We start from the raw sequence: 17,184 nt of genomic DNA on the forward strand, positions 1-17,184 counted from the left end.
GTTCCTACGACATCGAGTCCCCGGAGAGTCTGCGTCGTAGGTTTTCACCCCGCAGGTCCGCCAAAAATTCGTCTACGGGGCGCTCAGGGGTGTCGGAGCACGCTCCTGTGGCTGACGTACCAGTAGGATGGCCGATGGTAACTAGCGGCAAGTTTCCCGATTCTCGCCTCTTGCGGCCCGCCAAGGGCGGCAGGCACTTGCGTCGGGTATTGGACGGAGAAGGAGAGCTACCCACCCGTGGCTGCCCAGAAGTCAGACATCAAAACCCCCAGCAAGGACTACGGTGCTTCGTCCATCACTGTTCTCGAAGGACTCGAAGCCGTCCGTAAACGACCGGGTATGTACATCGGCTCCACCGGTGAACGCGGTCTGCATCACTTGATCTGGGAAGTCGTCGACAACTCCGTCGATGAGGCGATGGCAGGCCACGCCAGCAAGGTCGAGATCACCCTTCTCGAAGACGGCGGCGTCCAGGTCGTCGACGACGGCCGAGGTATCCCGGTCGGTATGCATGCGTCGGGTATCCCCACCGTCGAAGTCGTCCTCACCCAACTTCACGCCGGCGGCAAGTTCGACTCCGACTCCTACGCCGTCTCCGGCGGTCTGCACGGCGTCGGAATCTCCGTCGTGAACGCGTTGTCGAGTCGGCTCGAGGTCGACATCATGCGTGACGGATATCGGTGGAACCAGACCTACGTCGATTCCAAGCCCGGCGAGCTCACCAAGGGTGACGCCACCAAGGAGACGGGAACAACGGTCCGATTCTGGTCCGATCCCAACGTCTTCGAGACCACGGTCTACAACTTCGAGACGGTTGCGCGGCGACTTCAGGAGATGGCCTTCCTGAACAAGGGCCTCACCATCACGTTGACCGACGAGCGCGTCAGCGAGGCAGAGGTCACCGAGGACGTGGTCAGCCAGGTCGCGGATGCGCCCAAGACTGCTGAGGACGAGTCGGCGGAGGCCGAGGCGCCGGTCGTACCGAAGGTGAAGACTCGCGTCTACCACTACCCGGGTGGGCTCGAGGACTACGTCCGGCACATCAACCGCACCAAGCAGCCGATTCACAACTCGGTCGTGTCCTTCACCGCGAAGGGAACCGGGCACGAACTCGAGGTTGCGATGCAGTGGAACTCCGGCTACTCGGAGTCGGTGCACACGTTCGCCAACACCATCAATACTCATGAGGGTGGAACCCACGAGGAGGGTTTCCGCTCCGCGTTGACGGCCACGGTGAACAAGTACGCCCTCGACAAGAAATTGCTCAAAGACAAAGATCCGAAGCTGACCGGCGACGATATCCGAGAAGGTCTCGCCGCGATCATCTCGGTCAAGGTGGGCGAACCACAGTTCGAGGGCCAGACCAAGACGAAGCTGGGAAACACCGAGGTCCGGTCCTTCGTCCAGAAGGCGAGCAACGAGCACCTGTCGCACTGGTTCGAGTCGAACCCCGCAGATGCCAAGACGATCGTGAACAAGGCCGTCTCCTCGGCGCAGGCTCGCGTCGCCGCACGGAAGGCGCGTGAACTCGTCCGTCGGAAGAGCGCTACCGACCTCGGTGGCCTGCCAGGCAAGCTTGCCGACTGCCGCTCCAACGATCCACGCAAGTCCGAGATCTACATCGTGGAGGGCGACTCCGCAGGCGGCTCCGCCAAGTCTGGTCGCGACTCGATGTATCAGGCGATCCTGCCGTTGCGCGGCAAGATCATCAATGTCGAGAAGGCCCGGATCGACCGCGTACTGAAGAACACCGAGGTCCAGTCGATCATCACGGCGTTCGGTACGGGCATCCACGACGAGTTCGACATCGCCAAATTGCGGTACCACAAGATCGTGCTGATGGCTGACGCCGACGTCGACGGCCAGCACATCGCCACGCTGCTGCTCACGCTCTTGTTCCGTTTCATGCGTCCCCTCGTCGAACAGGGACACGTGTTCCTCGCTCAGCCGCCGTTGTACAAGCTGAAGTGGCAGCGCAACGACCCCGAGTTCGCCTACTCGGACCGTGAGCGTGATGCGCTGGTCCAGGCAGGCATCGAGGCAGGCAAGAAGATCAACAAGGACGACGGCATCCAACGCTACAAAGGTCTCGGCGAGATGAATGCCAAGGAATTGTGGGAGACCACGATGGATCCGACCGCCCGTGTCCTTCGCCTGGTGACCCTCGATGACGCAGCTGCTGCAGACGAGCTGTTCAGCGTGCTCATGGGCGAGGACGTCGAGGCCCGTCGCAGCTTCATCACCCGCAACGCGAAGGATGTCCGCTTCCTCGACGTCTAGGTCACGGCGACAAGAGAACACAGAGCTCGAACGGTCACCGGAGGCCGGAAGCCACCGGTGACCGTCTCGTCTCGCAGGGCGATTTCCGGCTCCGGCCTCGACTGTGGATTGAGATTCTGTGTAGCGTGGGCCGCCAATCGAAAGACAGAAGGCTAGGGGGAGTGACCTTCGGGTTGGAAGTTACTGAGAAGTACCTATTCGACGAATCTCTGTGGTAAAAATCTTGCTCGTGAAGATGTGATGAATTCGTTACATTCGGAACCGAGTGGGCTGGCTGGTACGCGAGTACCAGTCGATCGCTCCTTTCCGTAGTCAGCGCGCCCGACCGATACGGCACCCGTGCCGCGGGCGTAGGGCACGAGCACAGATCGGCGAGCAATGACTGGGTGGAAAGGAAGCGTGGGATGAGCGACGAGTCGCCGCCCCGGGCGAAGTTCTGGGACATCACGAGTTGGGGTCTGCGGTGGAAGGTCACTGCGGTTCTTGCTGTTCCCGTGACGGTTGCCATGGTGCTCGGTGGACTCCGCGTGCAGGCCGAGCTGAGCGAGGCCGTTCACTTCACGGAAGCGGCAGACGGGATCGCCGGAATTCCCGACATCGTGGCGCTCGAGGCCGCAATGGGCACAGTAATCAGTGGCTACACGTCCAAGACTCTTCCCGAAGACGACGTCGTGGCAACGGCGACCCTGATGGACAAAGTGTCCGAGTATGCCCGTAACCCCGCGTTGAACCCTGAAATCGCCGGTGCCATCAACCAGTCCATCTCGGACGGTCGTGCGCTGCTGGCGATGATGGATTCTCCGGGCGCTGCCACAAGCCTTCTGGCGGAGCAGCACCGAGCGTTCTCCACGAGTCTCACCAACGAGGTCGATGACATCGTTCGTCAAATCGACGACAGCGATGTCGTCGACAAGGGGTACTTGTTGAGTAATGCTTGGCAGGCGCAGCGCCGACTGTTCGAGCAAGCCATGGGTAACGTCGCCGTACTCGAGGCCTACGTAGCCCCGGACGGACGTGAGAAGGCGCGCGCGGGAGAGCTTCCCACCACAGCGATTGTCGCCGCTGCCGGTGCAGAATCAGGTCTGTTGGACGTCCTCGCTCCGTACTACCCAGCGGACGACCCGCGTCTCGAGGCGCTGCGGAAGAATGTGATCGACCGAAACGCAATCATCGACCAGGGCTTGCGGGACGTGGCGAACGGCGGTTCGCTTCCGGTCATGGAAGCGCGGGCATCACTCATCGCCAGCCGTGACATCTACCACGAACTGACAATCGAAGCCGCGCAAGACATTGCATCCACCGTCGAGAATCGCGCAGCCGAGACCCGGTCCGCCGCACTGCGCGATACCGCGATCGTTCTAGGGACACTGCTGGCCGCTCTCGTTCTCGCACTTCTCGTGTCGCGGTCACTGATCGGGCCGATCCGTCGCCTGCGGTACGGCGCGCTCAAGGCCGCCCGGCGCGATCTTCCCGAATCGATCGAACAGATCAAGGCCAGTGACGACCCGCGGGCACTCTCGTTCGAACCGGTGGCCGTGCACTCGTCCGATGAAATCGGTCAGCTCGCGCGTGCCGTAGACGACATCCACGGGCAGGCACTGAGGCTGGCCGGTGAGCAAGCGCAGATGCGACTCCGGATCAACGACATGTTCGAGACGCTGGCGCGACGAAGCAAATCGCTGGTAGATCAGCAGCTGAACCTGATCGAGAACCTCGAGTTCGAGGAAAAGGATCCGAAGCGACTCGAAAGCCTCTTCCGACTCGACCACCTGGCTGCGCGCATGCGCCGAAACGGTGAGAATCTACTGATTCTCGCCGGAACACGGGTGCGCCGCTCACAGTCGGCGCCGATCGGCCTCGGCGACGTGCTACGTGCGGCGATCTCCGAAGTGGAGGACTACCAGCGCGTGCAGATCGGCGCGACCCCCGAGGGTGCCCTCAGTGGCGCCGTCGCAACCGATGTCGTGCACCTGCTCGCGGAACTCGTCGACAACTCGCTGCGCGCCTCACCACCTGACACCGAGGTGACGTTCACCTTTGCCCGCGCCGTGGACGGTGGCGTCCTGCTAGAGGTGTCGGACCGTGGAATCGGCATCCCGGCCGATGAGATGCGCGCAGTCAACGAGCGCCTCGCGTCGGGTGGCGAGGTCGGTACCGAGACCGCTCGCCATATGGGCTTGTTCGTGGTGAGCCGGCTCGCGAAACGGCACGGTCTCACCGTGCGCCTGCGGTCGACATTCGATACGGCACGAAACCCCGGTGTGACGGCCAGCATCCACATCCCGAATGCGTTGATCGTTTCGCACGAGGGGCGTCAGGACACCGGCCCGTTACGCAAGGTGCCTGCCGCACCTGTCCGGAGCGCCATTCCGGCAGCCGCAGCTCCGCGCGACACGGGACGCCAGCCTGTGACGAACAACGGACTGCCGGTCCGCACTCCACAATCACCCCCACCTCCGGCAGGGGCGGCCCCCGTCTCGGCGCCCCCGGTAGCCACACCCGCTGTGATGCCTTCGCTGGGTGGAGCTCTACCCCGGCGCCAGCCCGGTGCCAGCGGAATCGCGGCTCGAACTGGGTCCGCCGGTTCGCCGACTGTGCCAACGGCTGACGTTGTGAACGTCCGCGGGACCGGGGCGATGCCGAAGCTGCCCGTGCGACGGCGGCAGACTGTCGCTCCGAAAGCAGACGCGCCGGAGCCAACGATCGAAAACCGGGTCGTACCGGAGCCGCCGGTGAAGAACCGGGTCGCACCGGAGCCGCCACCGGAGCCCCGGGTCGCACCGGAGCCGCCGGTGGAGCCGCCGGTGGAGAACCCGGCCGGATCGGAGCCGGCTACCGAGAAACGTGCCGAGAATGATGTGATCCCGGATCAGCCCGTGCCGTCGTCGACATCCTCGAACGGCGGAGACCCGGCCCGTGTGCGGCACCGCTACCGCACCAACCCGGCAAAGACGGCGTCGTTCTTCCAGCCGCGCGTCGAACCGGAATCGGCAGAGTCGTCCGAGCGTCCGGGTGGCACTCCGATTTTCGCCGATATGGTGTCGGATTGGCTTACCGATCCGACCGGCGAGGAAGGTGCGCCCGGTGTCTGGCAGTCGGCGGGCGATTCCGGTTGGTCTGCCGCAGAACGGGTCAGCTCGACTCCCGTCGAAGTTGATCCCGAGATCGGTCTGCCCAAACGGACTCCGGGGGACCGATTGCTTCCCGGAACCGTCGAAGGCGCACACAATACGGCGACACTGCGTCGCGCGCGTGACCCCGAGACAATTCGCGCAAACCTCAGTCGGCACCAGCTTGGCGTCCGAAACGGCAGGGCCACAAGCCTCGCGGCCAAGAACAGCATCGAAGGAGATTGATGAATACCGCTCAAGGACCTGATGTCACGCGACCCCTCGACTGGTTGGTGTCGAATTTCGCCAGTGATGTCCCAGGTGTCTCGCATGCTGTGCTGGTATCCGCCGATGGCCTCCTGATGGCGGCCAGTGCACATCTTCCTCTCGACCGGGCCGAGCAGTTGGCCGCCGTGACCTCCGGGCTTGCGAGCTTGTCAGCCGGGGTCTCCCGGCTGTTCGAGGGCGGCGGAGTTCTTCAGTCCGTGGTCGAGATGCAGCACGGCTACCTGTTGCTCATGAGCGTCGGTGACGGCTCACACCTCGCGACTCTGACCGACTCCGAGTGCGACATCGGACAGGTCGGCTACGAGATGGCGATACTCGTCGACCGTGTCGGCACATCCGTGCAGGCCACCGCCCGCACTCCACAGGGACTCTGATCAGGCAGTTCCCATGGACAACCACTTTTCGGAGCCGCGTGGGTCCAACATCGTGCGCCCGTACTCGCTCACATCGGGTCGAACCCGGCCGGCGGTCGAACTTGCGCTCGAGGCGTTGATCCAGGCGCTCCCGCAGTCGGCGGACCGGCAATGGGAACTCGACGACATCAACGCCGCGATCGTCGTGTTGTGTCAGGAGTCTCCGTCCGTTGCGGAGATCGCTGCCCGTGTGGGTTTACCACTCGGCGTGGCGCGTGTTCTGGTGGCTGACCTTGTCGAGTCAGGTCACCTGAAGATCCTGGCCACGCTGAAGGAAGACTCGACTGACTCCGAACGTCGTGAACTCATCGAAAGGGTCCTCAGTGGACTTCGCGAAATCTGATCCCCACAATCGTGTGACCTCGACCAAGATCGTGATCGCCGGCGGGTTCGGCGTCGGCAAGACCACGCTGGTGGGGGCTGTCTCGGAGATCGTTCCCCTGCGCACCGAAGCGCTTGTGACCAACGCCAGCGACGGTGTGGACAACTTGACCGCCACGCCCCAGAAGGGCACGACCACCGTTGCGATGGACTTCGGTCGCATCAGCCTGGCGGACGATTTGGTGCTGTATCTGTTCGGTACGCCAGGTCAGCACCGATTCTGGTTCATGTGGGACGATCTGATCCGAGGTGCGATCGGCGCGATTGTCCTGATAGACACACGGCGACTGGACGAGAGTTTCGCTGCGGTCGACTTCTTCGAGGCTCGTCGACTGCCGTTCCTCGTCGCGATCAACGATTTCGACGACGCCCCAAGGTATCCCATCGAGGATATCCGCAGTGCGATGGCGATCTCCGGGGACGTTCCGATCATCGGTATCGACGCGCGTGACAGGGAATCGGTGAAACGCGCACTGGTCCAGATCACCGAATACGCACTATCCAAGCTTCACACGGCCCCGCACTGAGGACTGGAAAAATGTCGGATGGATTTCAGCAATTCTCGATGGGTACGTGGGTCATAGGCCTTGCAATGGTCATGGCGTTCATCGGCGTCTTCGTCGGTGTCGCCAGTGCCCGCAAGGCTGAAACCGCACAGACTTCTCGGCAGCGAACCATGTGGCTGGCATGGGGGGCACTGTCCATCGGCGGGATCGGCGCCTGGCTGCCGCACTACATTGCGATGGTCGGGTTCGAGGTCTACTCCAGCATGGTGCGCTACGACATCCTCTGGATTGTGATCTCGTTGGTGGTTCCGGTCGCTGCTGCAGCCGGGGCGTTGCTGATCGTCAGCCCGCCGTCGACGAAGCACCGCAGGTCGAATGCATCTGTCGAGATCGGCAGGCTCGCTGCAGGCGCAGCACTCCTCGGCGTCGGGCTCGTCGGAATGCATCTGTCGATCGTGTACTCGATCGGGATCCAGGGTTCGGTGGACTTCGGGCCGGCGCTGACTGTCGCGGCAGGTTTGATCGGATTCTTGGTAGGTGCAGGAGTCATCTGGTCAGTCACCTCGCTCCATTCCCGCGCGGTGCGCCTTGCCGCCGCCATGGCCGTGGCTGTGGCGGTGGTGGCCATGCATTACACCGGCATGGTGGGTCTGAGTGTCACTGTCGACCCGACGGCGGCACGTCCGGGCGGGCTCGAAGTGTTCTCGATCTTGTTCCCGGTGTTCGTGCTCGCCATGCTCCTGATCACCATTCCGATCACCGCTCTGTTGATGGCACCTGACCGTGTTGCTGCCGAGTTCGAGTTGGAAGCGGACATGCTCGCGGCGGAATCTCGCGCGGCGGAATCTCGCGCCGCCGAATCGCGTGTCTGACAGCTCGAATGCGTCTGGTTTTGTTGGCTCTGGCCATGCCGATAGGCGGGTACATCCGAGTCCTTCACCCTCCTAGCTGACCTGCACCTATAGACTCGGGTGGTTGCGCGACGTCGTACCGGACCGCCCGTCCGTCCGAGAGGAGACGTCAAGCCGAGTAGAAGAAGGAGCTCATGACTGACACAACGTTGCCGCCGGAGGGCCCGGGGCACGACCGCGTCGAGCCCGTCGACATTCAGCAGGAGATGCAGAGCAGCTACATCGATTACGCGATGAGCGTGATCGTCGGTCGTGCGCTGCCCGATGTGCGAGATGGCCTCAAGCCGGTGCACCGTCGTGTTCTGTACGCGATGTACGACAACGGCTACCGGCCAGATCGCGGCTATGTGAAGTCTGCGCGACCGGTCGCCGAAACGATGGGTAACTATCACCCCCACGGTGACTCCTCGATCTACGACACCCTCGTGCGTATGGCGCAACCGTGGTCGATGCGGTACCCGCTCGTCGACGGTCAGGGAAACTTCGGTTCGCGGGGCAACGACGGTCCCGCCGCGATGCGATACACCGAGTGCAAGCTGACTCCGCTCGCTATGGAGATGCTCCGCGAAATCGACCACGAAACAGTCGATTTCGCTCCGAACTACGACGGGCGAACCCAAGAGCCGACGGTTCTCCCCAGTCGTATCCCCAATCTGTTGATCAACGGTTCCGGCGGCATCGCTGTCGGTATGGCGACCAACATTCCGCCGCATAATCTGCGCGAGGTGGCCGAGGCCATCTACTGGGCACTCGAGAATTCGGAAGCCGGCGAGGAGGCCACCCTCGCGGCCGTCATGGAACGGGTCAAGGGCCCGGACTTCCCGACGCACGGTCTGATCGTCGGCGGCCAGGGCATCCACGATGCCTACACCACCGGGCGCGGTTCCGTCCGTATGCGCGGTGTGGTGGAGATCGAGGAGGATGCCAAGGGGCGCACCACGATCGTCATCACCGAGTTGCCCTACCAGGTGAATCCGGACAATCTGATCACGTCGATCGCCGAGCAGGTGCGGGACGGCAAGATCGCAGGCATCTCCGACATCCACGACGAGTCGTCGGACCGTGCGGGCATGCGGATCATCGTCACCGTCAAGCGGGATGCGGTTGCGAAGGTCGTCCTCAACAACCTCTACAAGCACACGCAGTTGCAGACGAGCTTCGGCTGCAACATGCTGTCGATCGTCGATGGCGTACCCCGCACGCTGCGCCTCGACCAGATGATCCGCCTGTATGTCACGCACCAGGTCGAGGTCATCCGCAGGCGCACCGAATTCCTGCTTCGCAAGGCCCAGGAACGCGCGCACATCCTGCGCGGTCTCGTCAAGGCGCTCGACGCGCTCGACGACGTCATCTCGCTGATTCGAGGATCCGAAACCGTCGACGTCGCGCGCGACGGCTTGATGAATCTGCTCACAGTCGACGAGATCCAGGCCGACGCGATTCTCGCGATGCAGCTGCGTAGACTCGCCGCCCTCGAACGTCAGAAGATCATCGACGAACTCGCGGAGATCGAGCGCGAGATCGCGGACCTCGAGGACATCCTCGCCAAGCCGGAGCGTCAGCGTGCGATCGTCCGCGACGAGCTGAAGGAAATCGCCGACAAGTACGGCGACGACCGGCGCACCCGGATCATCGCCGCCGACGGCGACGTCGCCGATGAGGATCTGATCGCACGTGAGGACGTCGTGGTCACGATCACCGAGACCGGCTACGCCAAGCGCACCAAGACGGACCTGTACCGCTCGCAGAAACGTGGGGGCAAGGGCGTGCAGGGTGCCGGTCTCAAGCAAGACGACATCGTCTCGCACTTCTTTGTCAGCTCAACGCACGACTGGTTGCTGTTCTTCACTACGAAAGGCCGGGTGTACCGGGCCAAAGCGTACGAACTTCCGGAGGCGACCCGCACCGCCCGCGGACAGCACGTGGCCAATCTGCTCGCGTTCCAGCCCGACGAGCGGATCCAGAGCATCATCCAGATCAAGACGTACGAGGACGCGCCCTACCTCGTCCTCGCGACGCGCAACGGTCTGGTGAAGAAGTCGAAGCTCACCGATTTCGATTCGAACCGTAGCGGCGGCATCGTCGCGGTGAACCTGCGCGGCGACGACGAGCTGGTGGGCGCGGTGCTCTGCTCCGCCGACGATGATCTGCTGCTGGTGTCTGCGAAGGGACAGTCGATTCGCTTCTCCGCCACCGACGACACGCTACGCCCGATGGGACGCGCCACGTCCGGTGTGCAGGGAATGCGCTTCAATAACGATGACGAACTGCTGTCGCTCAACGTAGTTCGTGAGGGCTACCTGCTGGTGGCGACATCCGGTGGTTACTCGAAGCGCACCCCCATCGAGGACTACGCCCCCCAGGGTCGTGGCGGAAAGGGTGTGCTCACGATTCAGTACGACAAGAAACGTGGCACTCTGGTCGGGGCACTCATTGTGAACGACGACGACGAGTTGTACGCAATCACATCGGGTGGTGGTGTAATCCGCACCACAGCCAAGCAGGTTCGCAAGGCCGGGCGGCAGACCAAAGGCGTCCGTCTGATGAACCTCGGTGACGGCGACACCTTGCTCGCTATCGCCCGTAACGCCGACGAACCTGACGAGAACGAAGAAAACGCCGAGAGCAGCGGCAAAAGGAGCTAAGGGGTCCTAGTGAGCACTCCCAACCAGCCAGGTATCGACCTGCCGAACCCAGGTTCGGCAGGTCCGGCGCCGGAGCAGCAGACCTCCAACGCCCCCGCGAACGAGTCTGCGGGCTCGAGTTCGCAACAAGGTCCGGCGCCGCAGGCACCGCAGGAGTTCGCCGGTAGTGGCGCCCCCCCGGTCGGGCCGACTGCACCGACTGACGAAGCGCGACCGGATTGGCCGATGCCTCCTTCGCAGGGGAATGCCCAAAATCAGCAAACTCCTTCGGGTCCGGCGAAACCCACACAGCCTCCGGGTGAGCCGACTCGAGCGTTCGGTGGTTCTACCGGTGGCGCGAACCCGACTCGGGGAGGCCAGATTCCGCCCTGGCAGCGCGAAGTGCAGAGGGAACCTCAGACCAACCTGAAACGGCCGGTGCAGGGTGCGGGAGCCAAGCTGGCGTCCCGATCGGAGGGTCCGCCGAACCCGACCATGGCCGAGGGAAAGCCCGCGGCAGGGAAGGCGTCCAGCGGTCAGGAAGCCCAGAAGCCGCAGACCGCGAAGGTGCAGCAGACGGCACCCCAAACTCTCCCCACCCAGAGCATTCCGGGACAGGCCATGCCGACACCGCGGGAGCAGGGCTCCGGGGCTCCAACCCAGGCTGTGTGGCCACCGCAGGCGCCGGCACAGCAATCGTCGTCTCTGGCGATAGGAGAGCCGGTACCCAACTCGGACTCGATGACAGCACCCTCGCCTGTCAATGGAGGATCCGGTGTAGCCACGGCAGGCCCAGTTCCGCAGCGTGAGCCGGCGAAGGCCAAGGCATCCGCGATCGACGGGCCCACGCGGCACATCAGCCGGGATGTTCTGCCGAAGGACATGCCGGATTTGTCCGAGGCAAAGCACCCGCTACCGACTGCTTCGGCGGAGCAGAAGCCGAAGATAGCGGTGGCGCCGCAGCGCGTCGAGGAGGGCGGTCTCAGAGCGTCGGTGCAAATCCGCCGGGTGGATCCGTGGTCGACGCTGAAAATCTCGTCGATCATCTCGGTGTCGCTGTTCTTGGTGTGGATGGTGGCAGTGGGGTTGCTGTATGTAGTTCTGGATGGGATGGGTGTCTGGGATCGCCTGAACGGTGCTTTCACCGATATCGTGGCCGATTCGAGCCCTGAAGGTCTTGTGACGGCAGGGCAGGTCTTCGGGTACGCAGCGGTCATCGGTCTGGCGAATATGGTGTTGTTCACCGCACTCGCGACGATTGGTTCGTTCATCTACAACCTGTGCTCCGACCTGGTGGGGGGCGTCGAAGTGACGCTCGCGGATCGGGACTGACCGGAGAGCGACAGGACTGAACTGGGAAAAGAGATTCTCATCGGACCGGTTTTGGTAGTTGCCGGTCCGGTGGGGTAATCTTCCGACTCGGTTCAGGGAACTGCATCGGACGAGTTTTCTGTACTTCAGGGCCTATAGCTCAGGCGGTTAGAGCGCTTCGCTGATAACGAAGAGGTCGGAGGTTCAAGTCCTCCTAGGCCCACTCCTGGTGCCGATGAAAGGTTGTCTGCATGAAGGTTCTCCTTGTAGTGGGAGCCAGTGTGCTGGTAGCAATCGGACTGACCAAGTTGCTTCGGGGCAATGAGGTGTGGCATGAGGTAACGGGGCCTTAGCTCAGTTGGTAGAGCGCTGCCTTTGCAAGGCAGATGTCAGGAGTTCGAATCTCCTAGGCTCCACAAGTTAATTCGCGGGCAAGAGCCACTTTCTCAGATTTGAGAAGGTGGCTCTTTCTCGTTGGTTATATGGCCTCAGGAACAACTTGGAGCCCCTTAGCTGGAGATCATGTTTGAAGAGGGCCCTAGGGACATAGTCATATTCCATGTGATGGAAGCCAGACAAAAGTTCCTAAACAGGATTCTCAAAGAGGATTCCTGAGTGTGAGCCAGGAAGGTTCCCACATCTGCCCGGCAACTGAACGCGGAACAGGAACAGAAGATGAACAAGGAAATCGACGAGGACTACTACATGGAGGCCGCTCGCGCGGCTGAGGAGATGGAGATCCCCGACGACTGGAAGCCGAACGCGCTCCACAAGGACGCAGCCCAACTCGAGACCCAGCGCAAGCGGGCCGCGAAGGTTCTGGGCCTCGGTCGCCCGAGCCTGTCCAAGGATGCGCCCGCAGGGTTGTCCCCGCGCCGACAAGTGCGGCTCCCGAAGGAGGTCAGCGACGAGGTTGACCGGATCGCTGCAGAGTCGGGTATCAAGCCTTCTGAGGTTATGCGCGAGGCGATCACGCTCTATGTGAACGCGCTGCCCTGACCCCATGGGGGCGCCGCCCTGATCGGGGTGTGCGCCCCTCGTCCTCTCTGCTTGTGTGTTGCGGCAGAACGTGTGGGGGCTGAACGAGGAAGGCCGACATCTTTGAGTGTCGGCCTTTCTCGTGCCTGTTCTGATTTCACGATCTGACCCTGTACAGGACCGATGCTCCCCGTAGCGGGCTTCAGCTTCGTCTATCTTGTCCATTCGTGGGCTCGACCGACCAATCTGGCGTCCAGGTGCAGTGGTCCGAGAACGAGTCGGACGACTTCAGCAAGAACCAGATCCGCGCCCGTGTCGAGGGGAGGTTCCAGATCGATGTCTTCCAGCCGCTCGGCATTGTCAAGATCGCTACAACGGCCTAGCGAGCACCAGTCATTGCGCCCCGGTCACCTACAGGCCGGGGCGCTCTGCAGTGCAGGGGCTGGGGTCGAAATCACTATCGACGAGCCTCAGCTCGAACTGGAGACGATTGAGGTTTACTGTCCCACTGGGAAGAAAGTCCTATTCGTGAGGTTCTCGACGGATAGAACCAGCACTTCCCGGCCAGTCTCGACAGCACCGACGAAAGAGGAACCGTTGAAGAAGTCAGTTCGCTCCGCTGTGACGGCAGTGGTTGCCGCCCCGCTCCTTGCTGCCGCGTTCGCGACGCCGGCCAGCGCAGCAGACGGCGGGAACGTCAACGTCGACCCTATGGTCGTCCAGGTCGGCGACGGTCAGGACGGTCCTGTCGGTGCTGACGGTTCTTGTCCCGTCCAGGACTCACCCACCGGTTCAACGGCCTCGACCAGTGCATTTGAGTCGATGGATGTGCTCATGGGGTCACTGGAGTCGCCAATGGAGTCAGTGGAGTCACTGGGGTCAGTGGGGTCAATCTTGGGACCCGTCCTCTTTGGGGGGTCCGTCGCGGGGTATGCCCTTACTTTTTATGGGATGAGCGTCGAGACCCCCTTCCCTATGCCCTGCTTCCCACCCATTGAGGACTAACTGAGTGGTCTATGAGTCGGACTCAGACCAGGGGGTGTCCACAGTGCGTACGCCCCCGATGCTCGGGTCGCTCAGCGAGCAGTGGTGAGCGCCAGGGGAACGCTACAACTTCAGCGTGACCCGTCCACTCGGAGTGACGCAGATCGCCAAAATGGCCTAGCCAGCTGCTATCACCTGTGGCTGAACATGATTCTGGCCCGACACCGTGATGGTGCCGGGCCAGGAAGGGACGCCTAGGAATCACCGAGGCTCGGGGACGTGGTGCTGCCCGAGGTGGTGCTACCGGAGTTCGTGCTACCTGAGTTGCTGCTTCCGGAACTGCCCAGGCTGCCGGTCTCGGAACTGCCGAGGCTCCCGAGGATGCCGGTGTCGACAGGAACCGGGGCGGTGACCGGCGTCGGATCTGCTGTGTCGGCTTGCATCTCGATGTCACCCGTACCCCACCACTCGTTCGCGTTTGGGAAGTCGGCGCACCACCAACTGATCTTGTAGTCACCGTCGGGCAGGGGTGCCGAAGTCCAAGACTCGCCGGATAGGGCCAAGTACCGGACCGACGCCTGGAACTTCTCGATGTTGTCGTCCCAAGCCCGCCACTCGCAGCCGATGATCCCTGCGGTGTCGTTGGTGATGGTGACCCAGACGTCATTGCCCTGGACGTCGGCGGTGAGGTTGACGTCTTCGGCTGCGGCGTTGGCGGGCACCGCGAAGGCGACGGCGAGGAGCGGTGCGCCCAAGGCTGCGGTAATGGCGGCACGTACTGACTTGATCAAGGACTTCCCTTTCGCTCGTTCTCCGTATGCGGGCATGCGCCGGCGGAATCGCGAAAGAGTGCGAGCAAGCCCCCCGGGGTATCAGGAAGGTAACACCGAAGACGACCATCCCGAGGGAAGCCACGCCATGCCCGTGAAGCCGAGCCCACGACGCCCTCGCCGACCCAGCGGGTGAAAGCCACCTTCTCGGAAACGGGAAGGTGGCTTTTCCTATCTCGTGCCCACGTCACCCGACGGCGAGCGAGACTGACACCCCTTGCCACGCCAGGCGTCGACATCAGATGAAGGTGCCCCGCACTCCAAGACAAGGGCCGTTTCGGTCCTAAACGAGCTCGAGACCACCGTCGACGGTGACGACTTGACCGGTGATCCAGGACGCGGCCGGATCACTCAGATGCAGTATCCAGTCGGCGATCTCGGCCGGAACACCGCGGCGCCCCAACGGGATACGTTCTGCCTCGTCTCGCTTGATCTGCGCGACCATGTCGTCGGGGAGCCCGGCGGCGGCCAGTGCCTCGCTCTCGGTCGGGCCGGGTGCCACAGCGTTGACCCGCACGCCGTCGGGGGCCAGTTCGAGGGCCCAGCTGCGGGTGAGTTGTTCCAGCGCGGCCTTGGAGGCGCCGTAGTGGGCGGCGCCGGGAATCGGGCGATGCCCATAGGTGCTCGACAAATTCACGATGCTGCCGTGGGTCTGACGCAGGTGGGGCAACGCCGCACCTGCGAGCACACTCGGGGCAACGACGTTGAGGGCGAACAGGTCGGCGACACGTTCGGCGGTCACGTCGGCCAATGGCATCAATGCTGTCGCCCCTGCATTGTTGACCAGCACATCCACCCGGCCCCACCGAGCGACGGCCGCGTCGATCACCGCGTAGGCCTCGCCATCACGGCGCAGATCGTGTGCTGCCACTTCGATCGCCGGATGCTCGCCCGCAAGGTCATCCAGCAACGCTTGACGGCGGCCCACACCAAGCACCTGGGCGCCGGCCCGGGCAAACGCGATCGCGATCGCCCGCCCAATCCCCGTCCCAGCGCCGGTCACGATCACGACCTGGTCGTCGAAGCTACCCATTGTCATACCACCTTCTTCTCTATATTCGTCGAACATCGAACAAAGTAGCATGCTCGGCATGCGGGGTGATCCGGGTCAACAGATCTCAGCAAGAGCACGCCGAGCTTCGACGTAACTACGAGTCCGGGGTTGCAGGCTGAACCGCCGGCCTGCAACGCACCACTTTGCATGTGTAACAACTCTCCGTCCAGATGCCGACATACCAGGCAATGGTTATTCACTACGCATCGGAGGGGACGAAGTGATCAAAAAGTTTCTGGTCGCGTCAGCGTTGGCCGCAGCAGTGTCGATAGCGGTGGCACCCGCAGCTCAGGCGCAAGACCATGTACCGCCACCCGGATACGAGCTCGCCCAGAACTTTGTCACCCCCCTCTACCCAGGCGCGTGGGTTCCTTTCAACATCTATCCGAAGGCCGTCGTGTTCAGCCCCTTCGGAACCGACAACATCTATTGCCAGAGTTTCAAGGTGACGACCTGCTATCAGCTCGACCCCGCAGGCAACCCGCATGATCTGGTGAAATATCGCGGCCCATTCAGACCGGTCGGATCTCCCCAAGTATGGTTCGTAAACATCTTTGCGAGCTGACTCGACAACGCGCCTCGAGTTCGCGGCCTTCACGAAATGCGAAGGCCGCTGGCGCGTCCCACTTTTAGGCCACTGTTGCCCACCCATCCTCGTGTGAGCCCCGCTCATTCAGTACTGTGACTGAGCCCACGCGGTCGACATGTTGACGGCGATACCAACTCGGCTGTCGGCGGACACGGGAAATCGCCAACGTCGTCTTCACGGCATCAGTCCAGGTAGATGGACATGTAAACGGTTTATCCGCAACATATTTGGTGCTTCTGATGTGAACTTCGGATAGCAGTTGAAATGATGTCCGACGGATATCGGCCTTCGGTGGCCGACCGTTTTTCAAACCAAGGAGAAGAGAAGTTCGTGAATCGACTCACCGCCCGTTCAACCATCGCTCTTCTGGCGGCTGCGCCCCTCACCCTGTTCGGTGCCGGTACCGCTGTGGCAGCGCCCGAAGATGTGGATGTCGCCGCCTCCGTTGACGGCGACACCGTGGTCACGACGATCACCAACAACACCGGGGCGGACGTGTACTGCATGGTGATTGGGACGAAGCAGGGGGACGGGAAGGAAAAAGGGAAATGGGACCAAGACTTCGGAATGGGTCGGTTCAACAATGGGGTCGGGTGGGAAACGGTACCTGTCGCTTCTGGAACCCAGACCTATTCGTACTCTGACCTTCCGGCGGGGGAGTATGTAGTCTCCTGGGGTTGCATCGACCAACCGGAGCAGGCTTCGGCAGAGGAGGTCTGGGGAACCGAGCCTTGGTTCATGGTCCCGACCGCCGATGCCTTGACAGTAGAAGTCTCTCCACAGTCAACCTCGGGTAGCTCAATCTTCGGTAGCTGATGCTGCGGGGCCCTACCGGGCAATCACTCGAGCACACGAAGTCGCCGAGGTTCGAGTTGTCCGATTGAGGACGTTTCGAGCAACCGGTTGTGATCGGTTCGTGGGCAAC

General features: G+C 62.5%; 14 protein-coding genes and 2 tRNA genes. 14 read left to right on the forward strand and 2 right to left on the reverse strand.

Annotated features, from left to right (window positions below; all coding sequences use genetic code 11):
* Positions 1 to 237 precede the first annotated feature (237 nt).
* From gyrB to AB0I57_RS10175, 12 genes are all read left to right on the forward strand, one after another.
* Positions 238 to 2,280, forward strand: coding sequence for a DNA topoisomerase (ATP-hydrolyzing) subunit B (gyrB, locus tag AB0I57_RS10120; RefSeq protein ID WP_358333756.1), 2,043 nt, complete (start codon positions 238 to 240; stop codon positions 2,278 to 2,280).
* A gap of 404 nt (positions 2,281 to 2,684) precedes the next feature.
* Positions 2,685 to 5,636: an ATP-binding protein gene (locus tag AB0I57_RS10125; protein ID WP_358333759.1), complete on the forward strand. Its 2,952-nt coding sequence runs from the start codon at positions 2,685 to 2,687 to the stop codon at positions 5,634 to 5,636.
* A complete protein-coding gene (locus AB0I57_RS10130; RefSeq protein ID WP_358333762.1) occupies positions 5,636 to 6,052 on the forward strand; it encodes a roadblock/LC7 domain-containing protein in 417 nt (138 codons plus the stop codon). Before AB0I57_RS10125 ends, AB0I57_RS10130 begins: the two co-directional genes overlap by 1 nt.
* A gap of 13 nt (positions 6,053 to 6,065) precedes the next feature.
* Positions 6,066 to 6,434, forward strand: a complete 369-nt coding sequence (locus AB0I57_RS10135) for a DUF742 domain-containing protein (protein WP_358333765.1) — start codon at positions 6,066 to 6,068, stop codon at positions 6,432 to 6,434.
* A gap of 13 nt (positions 6,435 to 6,447) precedes the next feature.
* Complete coding sequence (locus AB0I57_RS10140) at positions 6,448 to 6,999, forward strand: ATP/GTP-binding protein (protein WP_358333768.1); 552 nt, start codon at positions 6,448 to 6,450, stop codon at positions 6,997 to 6,999.
* Positions 7,000 to 7,010: 11 nt separating this feature from the next.
* Entirely contained in the window at positions 7,011 to 7,850 is an 840-nt protein-coding gene (locus tag AB0I57_RS10145; protein ID WP_358333771.1) for an MHYT domain-containing protein, read from the forward strand.
* Positions 7,851 to 8,023: 173 nt separating this feature from the next.
* Positions 8,024 to 10,534 (forward strand): DNA gyrase subunit A, encoded by a 2,511-nt coding sequence (gyrA, locus tag AB0I57_RS10150; protein WP_358333775.1) that lies wholly within the window; start codon positions 8,024 to 8,026, stop codon positions 10,532 to 10,534.
* A 225-nt stretch (positions 10,535 to 10,759) separates the two neighbouring features.
* Entirely contained in the window at positions 10,760 to 11,845 is a 1,086-nt protein-coding gene (locus AB0I57_RS10155; protein ID WP_358334868.1) for a DUF3566 domain-containing protein, read from the forward strand.
* Positions 11,846 to 11,973: 128 nt separating this feature from the next.
* Positions 11,974 to 12,047 (forward strand) — tRNA-Ile (locus AB0I57_RS10160).
* A gap of 120 nt (positions 12,048 to 12,167) precedes the next feature.
* Positions 12,168 to 12,240 (forward strand) — tRNA-Ala (locus AB0I57_RS10165).
* Positions 12,241 to 12,499: 259 nt separating this feature from the next.
* Positions 12,500 to 12,823, forward strand: a complete 324-nt coding sequence (locus AB0I57_RS10170) for a CopG family transcriptional regulator (RefSeq protein ID WP_358333778.1) — start codon at positions 12,500 to 12,502, stop codon at positions 12,821 to 12,823.
* A gap of 206 nt (positions 12,824 to 13,029) precedes the next feature.
* Positions 13,030 to 13,185 carry a hypothetical protein gene (locus tag AB0I57_RS10175; RefSeq protein ID WP_358333781.1) on the forward strand — a complete coding sequence of 52 codons (156 nt, stop codon included), beginning with the start codon at positions 13,030 to 13,032 and terminating at the stop codon, positions 13,183 to 13,185.
* 855 nt (positions 13,186 to 14,040) lie between these two features.
* Here the strand turns inward: AB0I57_RS10175 and AB0I57_RS10180 are convergent.
* The gene (locus AB0I57_RS10180; RefSeq protein WP_358333784.1) at positions 14,041 to 14,577 is read right to left on the reverse strand and encodes a hypothetical protein; all 537 of its coding nucleotides are present in this window, start codon (positions 14,575 to 14,577) and stop codon (positions 14,041 to 14,043) included.
* A gap of 322 nt (positions 14,578 to 14,899) precedes the next feature.
* Positions 14,900 to 15,655: an SDR family oxidoreductase gene (locus AB0I57_RS10185; RefSeq protein WP_358333788.1), complete on the reverse strand. Its 756-nt coding sequence runs from the start codon at positions 15,653 to 15,655 to the stop codon at positions 14,900 to 14,902.
* A 235-nt stretch (positions 15,656 to 15,890) separates the two neighbouring features.
* On the opposite strand from AB0I57_RS10185, the gene AB0I57_RS10190 reads away from it, so the two are divergent.
* Both AB0I57_RS10190 and AB0I57_RS10195 read left to right on the forward strand, forming a co-directional pair.
* On the forward strand, positions 15,891 to 16,235 hold the full coding sequence (locus tag AB0I57_RS10190) for a hypothetical protein (RefSeq protein ID WP_358333791.1): 345 nt from the start codon (positions 15,891 to 15,893) through the stop codon (positions 16,233 to 16,235).
* 354 nt (positions 16,236 to 16,589) lie between these two features.
* Entirely contained in the window at positions 16,590 to 17,075 is a 486-nt protein-coding gene (locus AB0I57_RS10195; protein ID WP_358333794.1) for a hypothetical protein, read from the forward strand.
* Positions 17,076 to 17,184 lie beyond the last annotated feature (109 nt).

Origin of the sequence: Rhodococcus sp. NPDC049939 (genome assembly GCF_040656415.1) — a bacterium.
GTDB lineage: Bacteria > Actinomycetota > Actinomycetes > Mycobacteriales > Mycobacteriaceae > Rhodococcus_F.

Excerpts from the sequence above, each read along its gene's own strand:
- AB0I57_RS10125 (WP_358333759.1), top strand. The coding sequence starts at position 2,685 with ATGAGCGACGAGTCGCCGCCCCGGGCGAAGTTCTGGGACATCACGAGT.
- gyrA (WP_358333775.1), top strand. The coding sequence starts at position 8,024 with ATGACTGACACAACGTTGCCGCCGGAGGGCCCGGGGCACGACCGCGTC.
- AB0I57_RS10155 (WP_358334868.1), top strand. The coding sequence starts at position 10,760 with ATGCCTCCTTCGCAGGGGAATGCCCAAAATCAGCAAACTCCTTCGGGT.
- AB0I57_RS10130 (WP_358333762.1), top strand. The coding sequence starts at position 5,636 with ATGAATACCGCTCAAGGACCTGATGTCACGCGACCCCTCGACTGGTTG.
- AB0I57_RS10185 (WP_358333788.1), bottom strand. The coding sequence starts at position 15,655 with ATGACAATGGGTAGCTTCGACGACCAGGTCGTGATCGTGACCGGCGCT.
- AB0I57_RS10170 (WP_358333778.1), top strand. The coding sequence starts at position 12,500 with ATGAACAAGGAAATCGACGAGGACTACTACATGGAGGCCGCTCGCGCG.
- AB0I57_RS10145 (WP_358333771.1), top strand. The coding sequence starts at position 7,011 with ATGTCGGATGGATTTCAGCAATTCTCGATGGGTACGTGGGTCATAGGC.
- AB0I57_RS10135 (WP_358333765.1), top strand. The coding sequence starts at position 6,066 with ATGGACAACCACTTTTCGGAGCCGCGTGGGTCCAACATCGTGCGCCCG.